Source organism: Nitrosospira multiformis (assembly GCF_900111585.1).
Lineage (GTDB): Bacteria > Pseudomonadota > Gammaproteobacteria > Burkholderiales > Nitrosomonadaceae > Nitrosospira > Nitrosospira multiformis_B.
The window spans coordinates 61,059-77,731 of sequence record NZ_FOHI01000004.1 but is presented as its reverse complement, the minus strand read 5'-3'; the positions used below and the strand labels follow the sequence as shown (position 1 = coordinate 77,731).

The following is a 16,673-nucleotide window of genomic DNA, read 5'->3' as shown; positions in this document are numbered from 1 at the left end:
CAGCTAAAATACTCCATTCGTTCCGGTGAACATAATAAAAATGTTTTACGATCATTTCACGTATATGGAAACCGAAATCAAGAATAACGTCAGCCAGGCGCTGCTCGAAGATGTGGGTGCGGGTGATCTCACCGCCGGCCTTGTTCCTTGTGATGAAACTGCGGCCGCTACTGTGATCAGTCGTCAAGAGGCTGTGATGTGTGGAGGGCGCTGGTTTGACGAATGTTTTCGGCAACTGGAACCGCAAGTCGAAGTGCGCTGGCATGCGCAGGACGGCGAAACAGTCAGCGCCGGACAGAAACTTTGTGAAGTGAAGGGTACTGCCAGGGCACTGCTGACAGGTGAACGGACAGCTCTCAACTTTCTGCAACTGCTCTCGGCTGTCGCCACCCAGACCCGGTGTTACGTGAATGCAATATCCGGAACGGACGCAGTCATTGTCGACACCCGCAAGACCTTGCCCGGATTACGGCTGGCACAAAAATATGGGGTTAAATGCGGCGGGGGAACAAACCACCGGATCGGTTTATATGATGGCATTCTGATCAAGGAAAACCATATCATAGCTAGCGGCGGTATTGAACCGGCACTGCGTGCAGCGAGGAAAATTGCCGCCCGGGGAATATTCATTCAGATCGAAGTGGAAACACTTCAAGATCTTCGTACCGCTTTGAATGCCGGAGCGACGCTGATTCTGCTGGATAACTTCGATCTGGAAGAACTGAGGGAAGCAGTAGTATTGAACGCGCGGCTGACCAATAAAGGCGCAATGCTGGAAGCCTCCGGTGGAATCACGCTCGACAATGTCCGCGCAGTAGCCAAAACCGGTGTAGACCGTATCTCCATTGGCAGTCTTACCAAAGATATAAAGGCCATAGACTTGTCGATGCGGTTTTCTTCGCGTACCTGACATGGCTCCCTCAACAAGTGCAGTCGCCCGTATATCAACGCATGGGTGAAAGAAAATAGGGAAAGTGGAGGAAGTGCAACGTCCATTCATGCGTTTTTTGAGGATCTCGAGGGTCTTTAAGCGACAGATTAGCCGGCACTCCGCTCCAACTCGTCGCGAACAATTGCCTTTTGTGGTTTTTGTGGTAATAGCAACTTTGACAACCATCGCTGACGCTTCGCCATCTCCCACAGGAGCAAAGACATCCCGATACTCCATGCAAGACTCACAATGCTGTTTAGATACATATAAGGACTGATATGGTGCAGCGCGACAAACGCCTGGACTTGCAGGAAGCCGTGAAAGATCAGGATAAAAAGTGTCCCTGATCCCAGGTATGCCAGCGGTTTTCTGAAGGATGGAAAATTTTGCAGTAACGAAGCGATACTGAACGTTATATATATTCCTGTCGCCGCCTCCAGGGTCGATACAACCGCACTATCGTATACCCTTTCATTAAGATCAATGGTGTCATCAAAATAAAAGTGCAGAGCAACAAACACCACGGCAGATATAAATAAGCCGGGCAGGCTGAATTTCATCGATTTCGCAGGCTCGGCGAGCAGATATCCGAAGATAATGAAGGAAGATGTTATCGGAATAAGATCAGCGCCCCAGGGAAGCCCCAGGAATCGTCCTGGTCCCATAAGGCTTGCGGCTATTGCCGTAGGGTGATGATAAGCATCGATAGAACTTATGCCAATCCCTAAGAGCAGGAGGGCAGCTGACACTATCCATACCTTGTTGTCCGTGCAAGCTTCAATTGCCCTCAAAATGATCAGGGACGCGATCAACGAGATAAAAAGATGCGGTAAAAACCATAGGGCAATCCACTCAATCGTATCGCCGGTACCATAAAGCAAGCCTATAAAATAACTGGTGCCGCTCATACCAGCTTCGCCGCTCCCACCCAATGCGGCCCTTAGCATCTTGAGTACGCCCAAGGCTGTCAGGACAACGAAATAGGGTTTCAGTAGCGATCCTGTCCGGCCTATTGCGAAACGCAGGATTCCGTCCGGTGCTCTCAAGAATATTCCTGCCAGGAAGAAAAACAAAGGCATGTGAAATGAGAAAATAACTATATGGAGTTCGTTTTTCTCATGAGTTGACAGCCAATTATGTCCGAGTACGACAAAAAATATGCCGATTCCTTTTGCCACGTCGATTGTGCTATTGCGGGTCGTCATAACAAATAGCCGATCTGGAGTGATATGCATCGGTATGAAATAGTTCCGGCAGGCGGGAATGCATTGGCATTGCGCCTGAATCGTTGTTGCCTTTAGATAAGAATTGCGGGAACAGGTTCGAGATTGAAATACACGTCAGCAATAATTGTTGAAAACTTTAGCGTTGAACATGCAGTTCTCGTGGGCGGGCGCTTGAAGTTTCAAAATTAATAGTCTCACCCATTGAAATCAAGTCCCAGCAAGCCAGGATTGCCGCCAGCAGCAGTGGTATTCACGCTAACCACCCGCTCAGCCGTCAAACGGTATAAAGGAAAATCGGTGCCGGAGGCAGTAATGAATGCGACTAGAGCGCCTTCGCGTCCCACCAGCTCGTTTCGGAGCCGGTACGCCTCATCTTCAGAGCCTGAATAGAGCACCGCAGAAACTGGTGCGTGGACCCAGTCCCGCTCGGCGCGCAATCGATCCCGCACTTGCGGCGGCAGCTTATCCAGTAACGCGTGTAAAGGCGGGTTATCAGCCAAAATAATCTGGTTGCCGGTTGCAAGCGCCGCCGCCATCTGCTCAAGCAATGCATCTTCGTCTACGGCAATACAGGCTACCGCTCCCCGTGGGGCGAATCTTAATGTATTGCTCTCGCCTGTCGGTCCCGGTAGCGGAATGCTGAATGCGAGCGGTGTGCGTTTCGCATAATCCTCGCACAACGAGGCGAGTACGTCCCGTCCGGCTTGCCGGGCCCAATCGGTAAGAGCTTGCAGCTCAGCAAGCGCATCATTTACCTGCAGGCCGCCGTTATCCGCCAGCAAGAGAGGCGTCTGAGGCATCAGCCGATGCAGGTAGAGCGGCCCTCCGGCCTTGGGGCCGGTACCCGATTTGCCCTCCCCGCCAAAGGGTTGCACACCGACCACGGCCCCGATCATATTGCGATTGACATAGATGTTGCCGGCATGCACATGCTTAGTAATGAAATCAATAGTCTCATCGACCCGACTGTGAATGCCATGGGTCAGACCGTAACCAGTCGCGTTGATCTGATTAATAAGCTCGTCCAGCCGTTCGCGGGCAAAACGCACGACATGCAGCACCGGCCCGAACACCTCACGCTCTAGCTCATCTATATGATCAATCTCGATCAGGGTGGGTGCAAGGAAAGTGCCGTTCGCACAAACCGACGGCAGCACCGGTTGTAACACGGTATGACCTGCTGCGCGCATTTTTTCGATATGATCGAGCAACGCGTGCTGAGCATCTGCATCAATTATCGGGCCGACATCGGTAGTAAGCCGCCGGGGATCACCCACCGTGAGTTCCATCATTGCGCCTCTCAGAACCTCCAGCACCTGTTCAGCGATATCTTTCTGCAAGCACAATATCCGCAGGGCCGAGCAGCGCTGCCCCGCACTATCGAACGCCGAGGTCAGCGCATCCTGCACCACCTGCTGGATACGAGCGGATGAATCGACGATCATCGCATTCTGACCTCCGGTCTCGGCGATGAAGAGGATCTCACCTTTCTGCGAACGAAGAGCGAGTGTACGGCAAATGAGTTGCGCGACTTCGGTAGAGCCAGTGAAAATAACTCCACGTACACGGACATCTTTGACAAGCTGCTCTCCAACCCTCTCACCCTGTCCGGGCAAAAGCTGCAACGCTGGCCGTGGAATGCCAGCCTCGTGCAGCAGCCTGACGGCAACGGCGGCAATCAAGGGCGTCTGCTCGGCTGGCTTCGCGAGTACGGGATTGCCGGCAGCAAGCGCGGCACTTACCTGCCCAATGAATATTGCCAGCGGGAAATTCCAGGGGCTGATGCAGACCACGGGTCCCAGCGCTGAAGGTGGACTCGTATTGGACCAATCGCGTATCTGTTGCCCGTAATAACGGCAGAAATCAACCGCTTCACGCACTTCCGCGACTGCATCCGGTAACGACTTGCCGCCTTCGCGTACCGCAAGCCCTATCAGTTCCGTACGGTGCGCTTCCAGTGCATCCGCTGCCCGTTCAAGCATCGCGGCTCTGGCTTCATGCGACACACTTTGCCATTCGGCCACGAACGCGTGCGCGGCAGCGATCGCCACTTCGACATCATGCTCGGTCGCCTCTATCACTGTCCCGACGCAATCATTGCGATCAGCCGGATTGAGAACCCATGAACCCACATTTCCTGCACTTCCGGCATTCCCACCCTCTGCAAGCACAGGCTCAGCCCGCCATTCACGCCTTTCCATTCCAGCTAACTCAGCAGCCAATGTAGCCAGCGCCTGCTCATCGCTGAAATCAAAGCCTGCGGAATTCCTGCGCTTGTGACCGTACAAATCGCCAGGTAAGGGAATCGCCGGATGAGGATGCACCCCCTCCTGCTCGATCTGACTGATCGGATCCGCAACCAGCTCTTCTATACTGATATCGTCGTCGAGAATACGGTTGATGAATGACGAATTTGCGCCATTTTCAAGCAGGCGGCGCACGAGGTAAGCAAGCAGCGTCTCATAGCTGCCTACGGGCGCATAGATGCGGCACGACTTTGCGAACCGATCCTCCTTCAGGAGTTCGACCTGGTCATACAGCGTCTCGCCCATCCCATGCAAGTACTGGAACTCGTAATCTTCGACACCCGCATCCTCTGCTATTTGGCATACGACTGATAATGTGTGTGCATTATGGGTGGCGAACTGGGGAAAGACCGCCTCCGCGGCGCAAAGAAGTTTCTGTGCACAAACCATATAGCATATGTCGGTGTGAATCTTGCGCGTATAAACGGGATAGCCATCCAGCCCCTCTACCTGTGCACGCTTGATTTCCGCATCCCAGTATGCGCCCTTCACAAGCCGAACCATGATGCGATGACCGCTGCGCCGCCCAAGATCGATGAGCCAATCGACAATGAACGGGCATCGCTTCTGATAGGCCTGGACGACAAAGCCGATGCCATCCCAACCCGCAAGATCCGGGTCGAACACGAGCGCTTCCAGGAGATCGAGCGAGAGATCGAGCCGATCGGCTTCCTCCGCATCCATGTTGAAGCCCATGTCATAGTGCTTGGCAAGCAGCAGCAGTGATTTAAGACGTGGCAACAGCTCAGCCATCACTCGCTCGCGCTGGGAGCGTACATAACGGGGATGCAGCGCGGAGAGCTTTACTGAAATTCCTGGTCCTTTATAAATACCGCTCTTAATACCACTCTTGCCGCTCGACTTGCCGATAGCATGGATAGCCGAGGCGTAGGAAGTCCAGTAGCGCTGGGCGTCAGCCTCCGTTATTGCCGCCTCCCCCAGCATATCGTATGAATAACGATATCCCCGCATCTCGCGCTCCCGGCTACGCTCCAGCGCTTCCTCGATGGTTTCGCCAATCACGAACTGGTGGCCCAACATACGCATTGCCAGATCCATTCCTTTTCGAATCAGCGGCTCGCCCCCCTTTTCCATCAATCCGGATAATGCGGCTGACAGTCCATCTTCTCCGTGGGTCGAAACCAGCTTGCGAGAGATCAGAAGGCCCCAGGCCGCCGCATTTACGAAAAGCGAAGGGCTGTGTCCCACATGTGCGCGCCAGTCACCCTTGCTGATCTTGTCTCGTATGAGACGATCGGCAGTTTCCCGATCCGGAATGCGCAGCAGCGCCTCGGCCAGGCACATCAGAGCTATACCCTCCTGACTCGACAGGGAAAATTCGTGCATCAACGCATCCACGCCTCCCCTATGGCTGTATTTGCCTCGTATCGAAGTCACCAGCTTACGAGAGAGTTCCTCAGCTCGCGCACGACTGCATGGCGGCCAATCGATCTGCTTCAACAAACCATTCACGCTTTCAGTCTCATTGTGCCGATACGCGTGGGTAATTGCCGAGCGCAAGAAGCGAGGACAGATGGCCGTTTTTCCCACATTTTTCCTTATGAACGAAGCAATTTACTTGATCTGACTCTGACCTTCATCATCCCTCGCTGAAAAAGGGGCTTGAAAATCATAGAATGCTGGACGCGAGCCTGTCTGTTCGACCCATCACATACCCCAGATTGCTGCGCAACTGAAACTCCGTGAGAGTCACTTTCATGAGAAAAACTGCGGTCTATCCCCTATTCGTCAGCTTCGAAGAGTTATCCCTGTTTCGATTCATGGTTTATAATCCGGGCATCTCTCCCAATATTGACTCAGTACCTCATTCACACTCCCGCAAAAGCAGTAGAAAATACAACGCTTTCTGGAGCCGGTTTCGGGTCTAGCCCGGTTTTTACCGGGATCTGAACAGATCCAATACCCGCATTTGCCCGAAGGAGGCATCGATGTGGCTTACAGTAACGTTTACAACGGTCGGATGAATCTCATGCTGATTCTTCATTCTCAGGAGTATTTGATCATAACGCATGACCTGGTCTGATTATCTTCCAGCCTGGCCGCTTCAAATCAGTCCAGCGCTGTGGCTGGCGCTCACACTCGTTGTCGCCGTACTTCTGGGCGAAGCGATGGTACGTCATCTGAGGCTCCCCCGGATAGTTGGCTATATCGGCATTGGTGTGGTATTGGGACCAGGTGGATTGGGATTTATCCCTCAACTCCCTGTGAACGAGTGGCGTCTGGTGGTTGATCTCGCACTTGGGATTCTCCTGTTTGAGTTGGGCAGCAAGGTCAATCTGCGCTGGCTGAAAGCCAACCCATGGCTTGCAGGCACCAGCCTTCTCGAAGCCATCACTACTTTTGCGGTTGTCTTCTCGGTGTTGGTATGGGTTAATGTTACCAGCACTGCCGCTGCCATCGTTGCAACCATCGCAATCGCAACCTCGCCCGCTATCATAGTACGCACGGTAACGGAATCTCGCGCTCAGGGTCAGGTAACCGATCGGCTCTTGCTCATGACAGCGCTCAACACCATCTATGCGGTGATTTTCCACAAGCTGGCGGTTGCTGTCATGCACGGTCAGGCGGGCACGAGCTTCGTACATACCATATTCGCTCCACTCTATCTCCTCGGCGGCTCCGCGTTGCTGGCATGGTTGTTCGGTATTACCTTCGAACGCATCCATCACCACTTGGGGCAGCACGAGGAAACTTTTTCCTTCATCCTGTTCGGCATGATCGCCTTTGCCACCATCATGGCCTCGACGCTCAGGCTTAGCCCGATCCTTGTCCTGCTTGCTGCCGGATTAATCACCCGCTACCAGCGCAAACACACCCGTACGTTCCCACCGCACTTCGGCTCCGCGGGCGCTGTTCTGGTGGTATTGATGTTTATCGCGAATGGTCTTGCAGCTGATCTCAGAGGCTTGCGGGATGGCTTCTTACTGGTTCTGCTACTTATCGTCGTACGAATCATAGCCAAACTGCTGGCCGTGCTACCGCTGGCAACCCATAGCGGCATTGGCTGGCGTCAGGCGATATCCCTCGGTATTGCACTAGTCCCCATGTCAAGTGTGGCGCTTCTGCTGACAATGGATACTGCAATCGATTTTCCCGAATTCGCGTTCGGCCTTGGAATGGTGCTGATGAACTGGATCGTCATACTTGAATTGGCCGGACCTGTTCTGGTGCAAGTTGCCCTGCGAAGAGCCGGAGAAACACCGGAAAAGAAAACATGAGCCTGATGCCATGAGCCTGATGCCCTTCGCGCCCTCCCGTCCCCTGAGCATAGGAGTGGAGCTTGAACTGCAATTGCTCGGCTGCAACGATTACAACCTTGCCCCCTCTGCACCCGAGATTTTGCGCCGCGTAGCAAAACGCACTCATCCCGGGGAAATCAAACCGGAGATGACGCGCAGCATGATAGAGATCAACACCTCGGTGCAGCAGGAATATGCTGGACTGGTGACGGAACTGCGTGCCCTGCGGGATGTGGTTTCCGAGGCCGGATGTTTTCTCAACGTCGCTGTTGCAGGTGGAGGCACCCACCCGTTCCAGCATTGGAGTGAGCAGAAGATTTTCGATGCGCCGCGCTTTCATTACCTCTCGGAGCTGTACGGCTACCTCGCAAAACAATTCACGATATTCGGGCAGCATGTACACATCGGCTGTCCCGGGCCGGACGAAGCGCTGCATCTGATGCACATGCTCTCGCGCTACATTCCGCATTTTATTGCTCTGTCAGCCAGTTCGCCGTTCGTGCAGGGACATGATACCGGTTTTGCCTCTGCGCGATTGAACTCCGTTTTTTCCTTCCCATTAAGTGGGCGGGCTCCGTTCGTATTGCGCTGGAACGATTTCGAAAAATTTTTCGCCAAAATGACGGGAACGGGAGTGGTCGAATCCATGAAAGATTTTTACTGGGATATAAGGCCAAAGCCCGAGTTCGGTACCATTGAGGTGAGAGTGTGCGACACGCCCCTTACAGTCGAGATTGCGGCCTCCATTGCCTGCTATATTCAGGCAATGTCCAGATACATCATGGTGGAGCAGCGTATGGCGCCCGAAGAGGATGACTATCTGGTGTATACGTTCAATCGCTTCCAGGCATGCCGCTTTGGCCTGGAAGGCGTCTTTATCGATCCTCGTACCCATCAACAACGTAGTATCCGGGAAGATATAATGGAGATGCTTGAACACATTTCCGACCATGCAAGAGAACTGCACGCGGTGGAAGCGATGGAACGCATCCGCGAAATACTCATCGTCGGTAACGGCACAAGCTGGCAGCGCAGGGCTTATGCAAGCGAGCACAACCTTGCCGACGTCATGCAATTGCAAGCCGAATTATGGATGGGAAACTGATTTCCGTGAGGAATGTCTAAACTGTCAGTTAGATATGGATCGCTGAGAAAAACCAGCGGAACAAAGTAGCGCAACGTCGGCTCGATTGCCCCCAGGCAAAGGAGGACGCAAAGTTATTCAGGTATCTTATATGTAACGAAGAACACCGCGGAAATTCCAAAATCTAATTACATTTATATTTCTGAGGACTTATTCGTTACCTGAGATGCCCCGCCCGTTGCGTATCGGCCTGTCACCCCGTATCCTGCATCAACCGCCCCTTGAACTGGGTTTTCGCAATAAAACCCTGCAATACCTTGAACAGACCGTGGCCCACTGGATCATGCGCCGACGAGCGCTGGCATTCATGTTGCCAGCAATAGAAACCGGTGGCGTCGAGCGTTCTCATGTGCGCATAAGCGACTACGTCCGGGAAATCGACGGCCTGGTGCTGCAAGGTGGTGCGGACGTATCTCCCGTTTCCTACGGTGAAACACCTCAGCGGCCGGAGTGGTCCGGCGACCGGGTGCGTGATCTTTACGAAATGGAGCTTTTCTGGGAATGTGTGGTACAAAGAAAACCCGTATTGGGTATCTGCCGCGGGCTCCAGCTCATCAATGTCGCATTGGGTGGAAGCCTGTACCAGGATATCGCGACGGATCGCCCGGAATGCATCATACACGTGGATGCAGTGTTGTATGACCAGCATCGGCATGCATTGCTGATTGAAGAAAATTCCCGGTTGGCGAAGCTCTACGGCAATCGCTACCAACATCTTGTCAACAGCATACATCATCAGGCAATCAAGGAACTGGGACGGGATTCCATGGTCGAGGCAGTGTCCGAGTCTGACGGCATCATCGAAGCAATACGTATGCATGGAGATAGCTACGTGACGGGATTCCAATGGCATCCCGAATTTCATGGCCCCGCCACAGACCTGCTCGATTCCGGTCCCATACTGGATGATTTTCTTGCTGCAGCCGAAAAGCAGCGTGAATAATAAGAAGGGCAGCCCCTTCCTGTCGTTGTTCGTCCTGAATCTGCCGAAGGAAGGTGGAATAGAGGGCGATGCTGTCGCCCGCGCTTATATTTACTGGCGCTCCCCCTCCCGTCTCATCGCTAATTTATACCGCAGCCGCGGTTTGGGTCTGCCCCGCCTGCTCCACAATAAACGCCTTGACCGCCCCTGCGTCAGCATCCATGACTACATAACGCTGCGCTTTTTCTTCAATATTTTCATACCCTGCCGGACGCGCAGGCTCATGTCCGATCGCCTCGACAATACTTGCCGAGAATTTGACGGGCAATGCCGTTTCAAGGCAGATCAGCGGCACATTGGCGTCACGATGTTCCAATCCCGCTTTCACACCATCAGCTGTATGCGGGTCTATAACCAAGCCATACCGGTCATGCACCTGACGGATGGTTGCGATTCGATCTGCATGACTGCTGGTCCCTGACACAAGACCGAAGTCTTCGATTCTCTCCCACAGAGACGTATTGGCGAGATCAAAGGCCCCGCCCTCATCTACTGCCTGCCATAATTCCTTCACTTTGGCGGCATCCCTTCCAGTCAAGTCGAAAATGAAGCGCTCGAAGTTCGAGGCCTTGGAGATATCCATTGAAGGGCTACTGGTCTGGACGGTCTCGGTGGTTGTGCGCGGGCGATAATGTCCCGTCCGGAAAAATTCGTCCAGCACATCATTTTCATTGGTGGCAAGTATCAGCTTTTTGATAGGCAGACCCATCATGCGCGCCACATGCCCTGCGCAAATGTTGCCGAAATTTCCCGATGGGACGGCGAAAGATACCTGCTCTGTATTCGAGCGGGTAGCGGCAAAATAACCTTTGAAGTAATAAACGATCTGAGCCGCAATGCGCGCCCAGTTTATGGAATTAACCGTACCAATGCGGTATTTCTGCTTGAACGCATAATCATTACTGACAGCCTTGATAATGTCCTGGCAATCGTCGAACACGCCACGAATGGCGATATTGAAAATATTCGGATCATGCAGGGAAAACATTTGAGCTGTCTGGAACGGGCTCATTTTTCCATGCGGCGAAAGCATGAACACACGAATGCCGCGCTTGCCCCGCATGGCATACTCTGCGCTCGGCCCGGTATCGCCGGAAGTTGCACCGAGGATATTCAGTTGCTCACCACTCTTGTCCAACGCGTACTCGAACAGGTTGCCCAGCAATTGCAGGGCGATATCCTTGAAGGCCAGCGTCGGGCCATTCGACAAACCGAGTATGTGCAGCCCCGGTTCCAGGGTTTTAAGCGGCGTGATTTCATCGTTTTGAAACGACTGGGCGGTATAGGTTCGCGCAATGATGGCGCGCAGGTCCGGAGCAGGAATGTCATCCGCAAAACGCGAAAGGATCTCGAACGCAAGTTCCGGGTAACCCATGCCCCGCAGTTCCTGCAATTCTGCGTCATCGAACCTGGAATAGGTTTCCGGCATCGTCAGACCACCATCCGGAGCAAGGCCACCCAGAAGAATCCTGGAGAACTTTTTAGGCGGCATGCCGCCACGAGTGGAAATATAGAGCATTATCCTAAATCCGCCTTGTACAAACTCGCAAAAAGGTAAAAGTGAAGCAATTCATCTCGCTATCCGCCATGTGACTGATGAGTTTGCTCTGGAAATGTCAGTGATCTTATCCCGGACAATAGCGGATATTAGCCACGATCGGAAATGGCAATCGTCAATCATTTGCTGCCCAGATGCTCCAGTCGGATGCGTGTCACCTTGCCGGTCGTTATGGACAATCGCTTTATTCGGGCAATAGCATCGTTAACGTTTCTTTCCACCGCCAAATGCGTGAGCATAATGATATCCACCTGATCTTCGCCTTCGCTTGGCTCTTTCTGCATCATGGCTTCGATGGAAATGCCGAGGTCGGCAAGCACACGCGTGATATCGGCCAGGGCGCCGGGTTTGTCCATGACCCGCAGCCGCAGGTAATAAGACGTTTCCACCTCGTCCATCGTGAGGATCGGCGTATCCGACAGGCGGCCTGGCTGGAAGGCGAGATGAGGAACGCGGTGCTTGGGATCGGCTGTGTGCATGCGAGTTACATCCACCAGGTCTGCCACGACTGAACTCCCTGTAGGTTCAGCGCCCGCTCCCGGACCATAATAGAGGGTAGAGCCTACTGCATCGCCTCTCACCACGATGGCATTCATGACACCCTCGACATTGGCGATCAGCCTGCGAGCAGGGATGAGTGTCGGATGCACACGCAACTCAATTCCTCCGGACGTACGTTTCGTAATGCCCAACAGCTTGATGCGATAACCCAGCTCCTCCGCATACCGGATATCCTCGCGGGTCAATTTCGTTATACCCTCGGTATATACCTTGTCAAATTGCATCGGAATGCCAAAAGCAATCGAGGCCATGATCGTGAGTTTATGCGCCGCATCGATACCTTCGATGTCAAAAGTGGGATCGGCCTCGGCATAGCCCAGTTTTTGCGCCTGCTTCAATACGGTTTCGAACGTCAACCCCTTATCCCGCATTTCCGAGAGGATGAAGTTGCTCGTGCCATTGATGATGCCGGCAATCCACTCGATGCGGTTGGCAGTCAGCCCCTCACGCAGAGCCTTGATGATAGGAATGCCCCCGGCCACCGCTGCTTCGAATGCCACCATCACGCCTTTTTTCTGCGCCGCGGCGAAGATTTCGGTCCCATGTGAAGCAAGTAATGCCTTGTTGGCGGTAATGACATGCTTGCCATTCTCGATGGCCTTCAGTATCAGGTCCTTGGCCGCGGTGTAGCCGCCGATCAGTTCGACCACGATATCGATATCGGGATTCATCACTACTTCATTCGCATCGCGCGTGACGATGACATCATCGTCGCCTGCGATCTGGCGGGCCTTCTCTTCCTCTCGATCAGCAATCATGCGAACGACGATACTGCGGCCGGCGCGCCGAGTGATCTCTTCCTGGTTGCGTTTGAGCACGGCGAACGTACCGCTGCCGACAGTGCCTGCCCCCAACAGGCCCACGTTGATAGGTTTCATATCTTCGGTAATGATGAATTTTTCGGACATATTTGCCATATTTGCTGAAAGGGACTTTTGTTCGTACGCAGCGTTCTCGTTTACAGAAGTTGGGTTCGCCTCACCCGGTTCCGTGCTGCCTGCGGTAGCGGGCCAAAAAACCTCCAACGCGGCGAATGGCTTCGGTCAGGTCGTCACTATTAGGTAGAAATACAACACGGAAATGATCCGGATACGGCCAGTTGAAACCGCTACCCTGCACCAGCAGCACCTTCTCTTCCAGCAGCAAATCCAGCACAAATTGCTCGTCATCCTCGATCGGGTAGATTGCGGGGTCCAGACGCGGGAACAGATACATTGCCGCCCGCGGCTTGTAGCACGATACACCCGGAATCTCCGTCAACAGTTTCCAGGCGAGATCGCGTTGCCGCATAAGCCGACCAGTGGGCAGGACCAGATCCTTGATGCTTTGATACCCCCCCAACGCCGTTTGAATACCAAACTGCGAAGGAACATTTGCACACAGCCGCATGGAGGCCAGCATGGTCAGACCAGCGATATAGTCACTGGCATAGTGTTTTGTTCCGGAGACCACTGCCCACCCCGAGCGAAATCCTGCGGCACGATAATTCTTGGACAACCCGTTCAATGTAACGAACAGCACGTCATCCGCCAGGGAAGCAATCGAAGTGTGGGTCGCATCGTCGTACAAGACTTTGTCGTAGATTTCGTCGGCGTAGACGATGAGTTGATGCTGACGTGCAATCTCGATGATTTCACGCAACACTTCGTCTGGATAAAGTGCGCCTGTCGGATTATTCGGATTGATGACAACGATCGCACGGGTGTTCGAGGTCACCTTCGAGCGAATATCCTCCAGATCAGGCAACCAGCCCGATTGCTCGTCACACACATAATGACGCGGAGTCCCGCCTGCCAGCACCACCGCTGCTGTCCACAACGGGTAATCGGGTGAAGGAATCAAAACCTCATCGCCCGTATTCAACAACGCCTGCATCGCCATCACGATCAGTTCGGAAACGCCGTTGCCAATATAGATATCCTCCAACCGGACATCCTCGATACGCTTCTCCTGCGTGTAATGCATGATGGCCTTGCGTGCCGCAAATAATCCTTTCGAATCGCAATAACCGGATGCAGCGGAAAGGTTATGCATCACATCCTGCAGGATTTCTTCGGGAGCTTCGAAACCGAATGATGCCGGATTCCCGATATTGAGCTTGATGATGCGGTGCCCTTCCTCTTCCATTTGCCGCGCCCGGTCAAGCACCGGTCCGCGAATGTCATAGCATACATTGGCCAATTTGCTGGATTTGAGAATGGGCTGCATCAGATAGGGGACGGATGGGTGGCAAAAGCCTTACGGCAAAGATCAGCGAAGGCTCTGTGCAAAGCCGGGTTCAGATGGAAGTACGTAACCGGAAGCGCCTGCGAGTGTTGAGTGTGGAAAATCAAGAGATTCTGTCGTTCCCGCTTTATTCGACGCAAAACCTTTATCGCAACGGGAAAAAGATGTAATGTTACCCGACCCGCTAAACTGCCGCAAATGGAGTCTCGTGTGAAACTGCATCTTTCCGGTCCTACCGGGCACAACCTGTTTACCGGTTACGGAACCGACCACGTCATGATCAATCACGTACGCTACGATCATAGCCTGATCGTGTTACCCGATCGCCTGATCGAAGAGTGGGAGGCAAAAACGTTCGAGGAACTCAATACCGAACACTTTCAGTTCATTCTCTCGCTGCAGCCGGAAATGGTCCTCTTCGGAACGGGCGCCACATTGCGTTTTCCCCATCCGCAACTTACCAGAAGCTTGATCGAGTCCGGCATTGGCATAGAAGTGATGGATACCGCTGCCGCCTGTCGCACTTACAACATATTATCGGCGGAAGAACGACGGGTAGCGGCTGCATTATTGATTTAACCGGATGATAAACATCGAGGAGCAACGCCATGAAATCCAATCCAGTCGTCTGGTTTGAAATTTATGTACAGGACATGGAACGCGCAAAAACGTTCTACGAAGGGGTTCTGCAAGGAAAGCTCGAGCAGATACCAAGCCCCGATATAGAACTATGGGCCTTCCCCATGTCGGAGGAAGGCTATGGCGCAGCGGGCGCGCTAGCGAAAATGGAGGGTTGCCCGTCCGGCGGAAGCAGCACCTTGGTTTATTTCAAGTGTGAAGACTGTGCGGTAGAGGCCGCTCGTGCTGCCGAGCATGGAGGGCGCCTTTTCAAGGAAAAAATGCCCATCGGCAAATATGGTTTCATCGCCCTGGTCCTCGACACCGAGGGCAATATGATCGGATTACATTCCATGCAATAAGCTCATTCATCCGCTTCATCCAGAAAGCAGACTATCTCGTATTCATAGTAACTCCCGCTACCTTCCCCACTCAGTTCGCAACTTGAGTGAAAAAACCCCTTTAGCAGCGTAGAGATCGTTGCCAGGGCCAAACAAACGGATTCGAAGGACAGGGCGAATGGAATGAAAGACTCGAAAACTGCGGACGCTTCCGTCATTCCCGCAGAGATTGCTTCTGTCCCTCGCTCTGCCGATTATTTCCTTACGTCTTCCGTCAGGAAAAGCTCGGTACGAACCCGTTCCCGCCACAGTTTCATCCAGCCCGGCACATCCTCCGGCAACATGGGACCCGAAAGGAAAGCCCCCTGCGCCAGATCGCATCCCGTGCGGCGCAGAAGATCCCAATCCTCCCGGTCCTGGACACCTTCCGCCACGACTTCCATATTTAATTGCCGCGCCAGAGAGAGGCTTGCATCATAAATCGCCCGCAGCGTCTCGTCGGTGCCGGCGCGGTGCACGAAGCCCTGATCGATCTTGAGTTCATCAAAAGGGATGTCGCGCAACTGGGCCAATGATGAATGCCCTGTCCCGAAATCGTCAATGGAAAGGCGGAAACGCTTCAAGCGCAGCCGGGTCAGAATCTCAAGTGGAGCGCGTGTATCCTGCATCAGCTTGGTTTCGGTCACCTCCAGGACCACATTTTGGGGGGCTATGCCCTCCTTTGCCGCGAGTTCCGCCACAAAATTCAGAAAATCCAGCGAGGCCAGATTGTCCATGGACACATTGACAGCTACTCGCAGCGGCAACTGCATTTCTTGCCACGCTTTCGCTTGAGCCATGGCTCCGGCAAACACCGCCTTGGTCAGGTCGTCAATCAGGCCGGCAGCCTCGGCCACGCCAATGAATTGGTCCGGAAATACGATACCGTCCGCTGGATGACGCCATCTCGCGAGAGTCTCTACACCCACCACCTCGCCTGTAGCGACCGCCACCTTCGGCTGATAATAATTAACCAGTTGCCCCCCCTCGATGGCGGCGCGCAGTTCATCAGCGGCGTAGACTTTCTTCGCCATACCAGCGGCACCGGCTGCGGAAGGGGCCCAACTTTCAAGCAGTTCGGATAACGCATCGGGCTTCACCGGCTTATGCAGGTATCCCAGTATGGGAATCTTGTGTGCCCGCACCAGTTTTACGGTGGTCTGAAGTATACGTTCGTCCTCGCCGCTGACCAGTATGAGGCTACCCGGATAGTGTCGGTCCACCAGATGCCGCACGAACTCAATTCCATCCATTTCAGGCATGTTGAGATCGAGCAGGATCACATTTGGGACGGCATCCACATCGGCTATTTTTTCCAGTGCGGCACGGCCACTATCACAGAGAATGACCGAGCTATATCCGAGGTTGGATAAAATGCGGTTCAACAGCTTGAGCATGAAAGATTCATCGTCAAGCACTAGAATTTTCACTGCGGATCGTTCTACCATAACATTTATCTTTTCAGTTATTGTTCAGTCAGG

Annotated in this window: 12 protein-coding genes; 6 read left to right on the top strand and 6 right to left on the bottom strand. The window is 53.5% G+C overall.

Going from position 1 to position 16,673, the window contains the following annotated elements; genetic code table 11:
• The first annotated feature begins 40 nt into the window (after positions 1-40).
• The gene (nadC, locus tag BMW46_RS07635) at positions 41-910 is read left to right on the top strand and encodes a carboxylating nicotinate-nucleotide diphosphorylase (protein WP_081355728.1); all 870 of its coding nucleotides are present in this window, start codon (positions 41-43) and stop codon (positions 908-910) included.
• Positions 911-1,038: 128 nt separating this feature from the next.
• Here the strand turns inward: nadC and BMW46_RS07630 are convergent, their stop codons facing one another.
• Both BMW46_RS07630 and putA read right to left on the bottom strand, forming a co-directional pair.
• On the bottom strand, positions 1,039-2,109 hold the full coding sequence (locus BMW46_RS07630; RefSeq protein ID WP_177171054.1) for an acyltransferase family protein: 1,071 nt from the start codon (positions 2,107-2,109) through the stop codon (positions 1,039-1,041).
• Positions 2,110-2,351: 242 nt separating this feature from the next.
• Entirely contained in the window at positions 2,352-6,014 is a 3,663-nt protein-coding gene (putA, locus tag BMW46_RS07625) for a bifunctional proline dehydrogenase/L-glutamate gamma-semialdehyde dehydrogenase PutA (protein WP_081355726.1), read from the bottom strand.
• A gap of 479 nt (positions 6,015-6,493) precedes the next feature.
• On the opposite strand from putA, the gene BMW46_RS07620 reads away from it, so the two are divergent.
• From BMW46_RS07620 to BMW46_RS07610, 3 genes are all read left to right on the top strand, one after another.
• Positions 6,494-7,702: a cation:proton antiporter gene (locus BMW46_RS07620; RefSeq protein WP_074706829.1), complete on the top strand. Its 1,209-nt coding sequence runs from the start codon at positions 6,494-6,496 to the stop codon at positions 7,700-7,702.
• Positions 7,703-7,712: 10 nt separating this feature from the next.
• On the top strand, positions 7,713-8,828 hold the full coding sequence (locus BMW46_RS07615; RefSeq protein ID WP_074706826.1) for a YbdK family carboxylate-amine ligase: 1,116 nt from the start codon (positions 7,713-7,715) through the stop codon (positions 8,826-8,828).
• Positions 8,829-9,033: 205 nt separating this feature from the next.
• A complete protein-coding gene (locus BMW46_RS07610) occupies positions 9,034-9,810 on the top strand; it encodes a gamma-glutamyl-gamma-aminobutyrate hydrolase family protein (RefSeq protein ID WP_074706824.1) in 777 nt (258 codons plus the stop codon).
• A 124-nt stretch (positions 9,811-9,934) separates the two neighbouring features.
• On the opposite strand, the gene thrC is transcribed toward BMW46_RS07610, so the two are convergent.
• The 3 genes from thrC to BMW46_RS07595 form a co-directional block, all read right to left on the bottom strand.
• Positions 9,935-11,368: a threonine synthase gene (thrC, locus tag BMW46_RS07605; protein ID WP_074706821.1), complete on the bottom strand. Its 1,434-nt coding sequence runs from the start codon at positions 11,366-11,368 to the stop codon at positions 9,935-9,937.
• A gap of 158 nt (positions 11,369-11,526) precedes the next feature.
• Positions 11,527-12,846 carry a homoserine dehydrogenase gene (locus BMW46_RS07600; protein ID WP_074707322.1) on the bottom strand — a complete coding sequence of 440 codons (1,320 nt, stop codon included), beginning with the start codon at positions 12,844-12,846 and terminating at the stop codon, positions 11,527-11,529.
• Between the two features lie 100 nt (positions 12,847-12,946).
• Entirely contained in the window at positions 12,947-14,176 is a 1,230-nt protein-coding gene (locus BMW46_RS07595; RefSeq protein ID WP_074706819.1) for a pyridoxal phosphate-dependent aminotransferase, read from the bottom strand.
• Between the two features lie 228 nt (positions 14,177-14,404).
• On the opposite strand from BMW46_RS07595, the gene BMW46_RS07590 reads away from it, so the two are divergent.
• Positions 14,405-14,773: an Mth938-like domain-containing protein gene (locus BMW46_RS07590; protein WP_074706816.1), complete on the top strand. Its 369-nt coding sequence runs from the start codon at positions 14,405-14,407 to the stop codon at positions 14,771-14,773.
• A gap of 29 nt (positions 14,774-14,802) precedes the next feature.
• A complete protein-coding gene (locus tag BMW46_RS07585; protein WP_074706813.1) occupies positions 14,803-15,174 on the top strand; it encodes a VOC family protein in 372 nt (123 codons plus the stop codon).
• Between the two features lie 233 nt (positions 15,175-15,407).
• Here BMW46_RS07585 and BMW46_RS07575 read toward each other — a convergent pair whose 3' ends face one another.
• Positions 15,408-16,640: an EAL domain-containing response regulator gene (locus BMW46_RS07575; RefSeq protein ID WP_074706808.1), complete on the bottom strand. Its 1,233-nt coding sequence runs from the start codon at positions 16,638-16,640 to the stop codon at positions 15,408-15,410.
• Positions 16,641-16,673 lie beyond the last annotated feature (33 nt).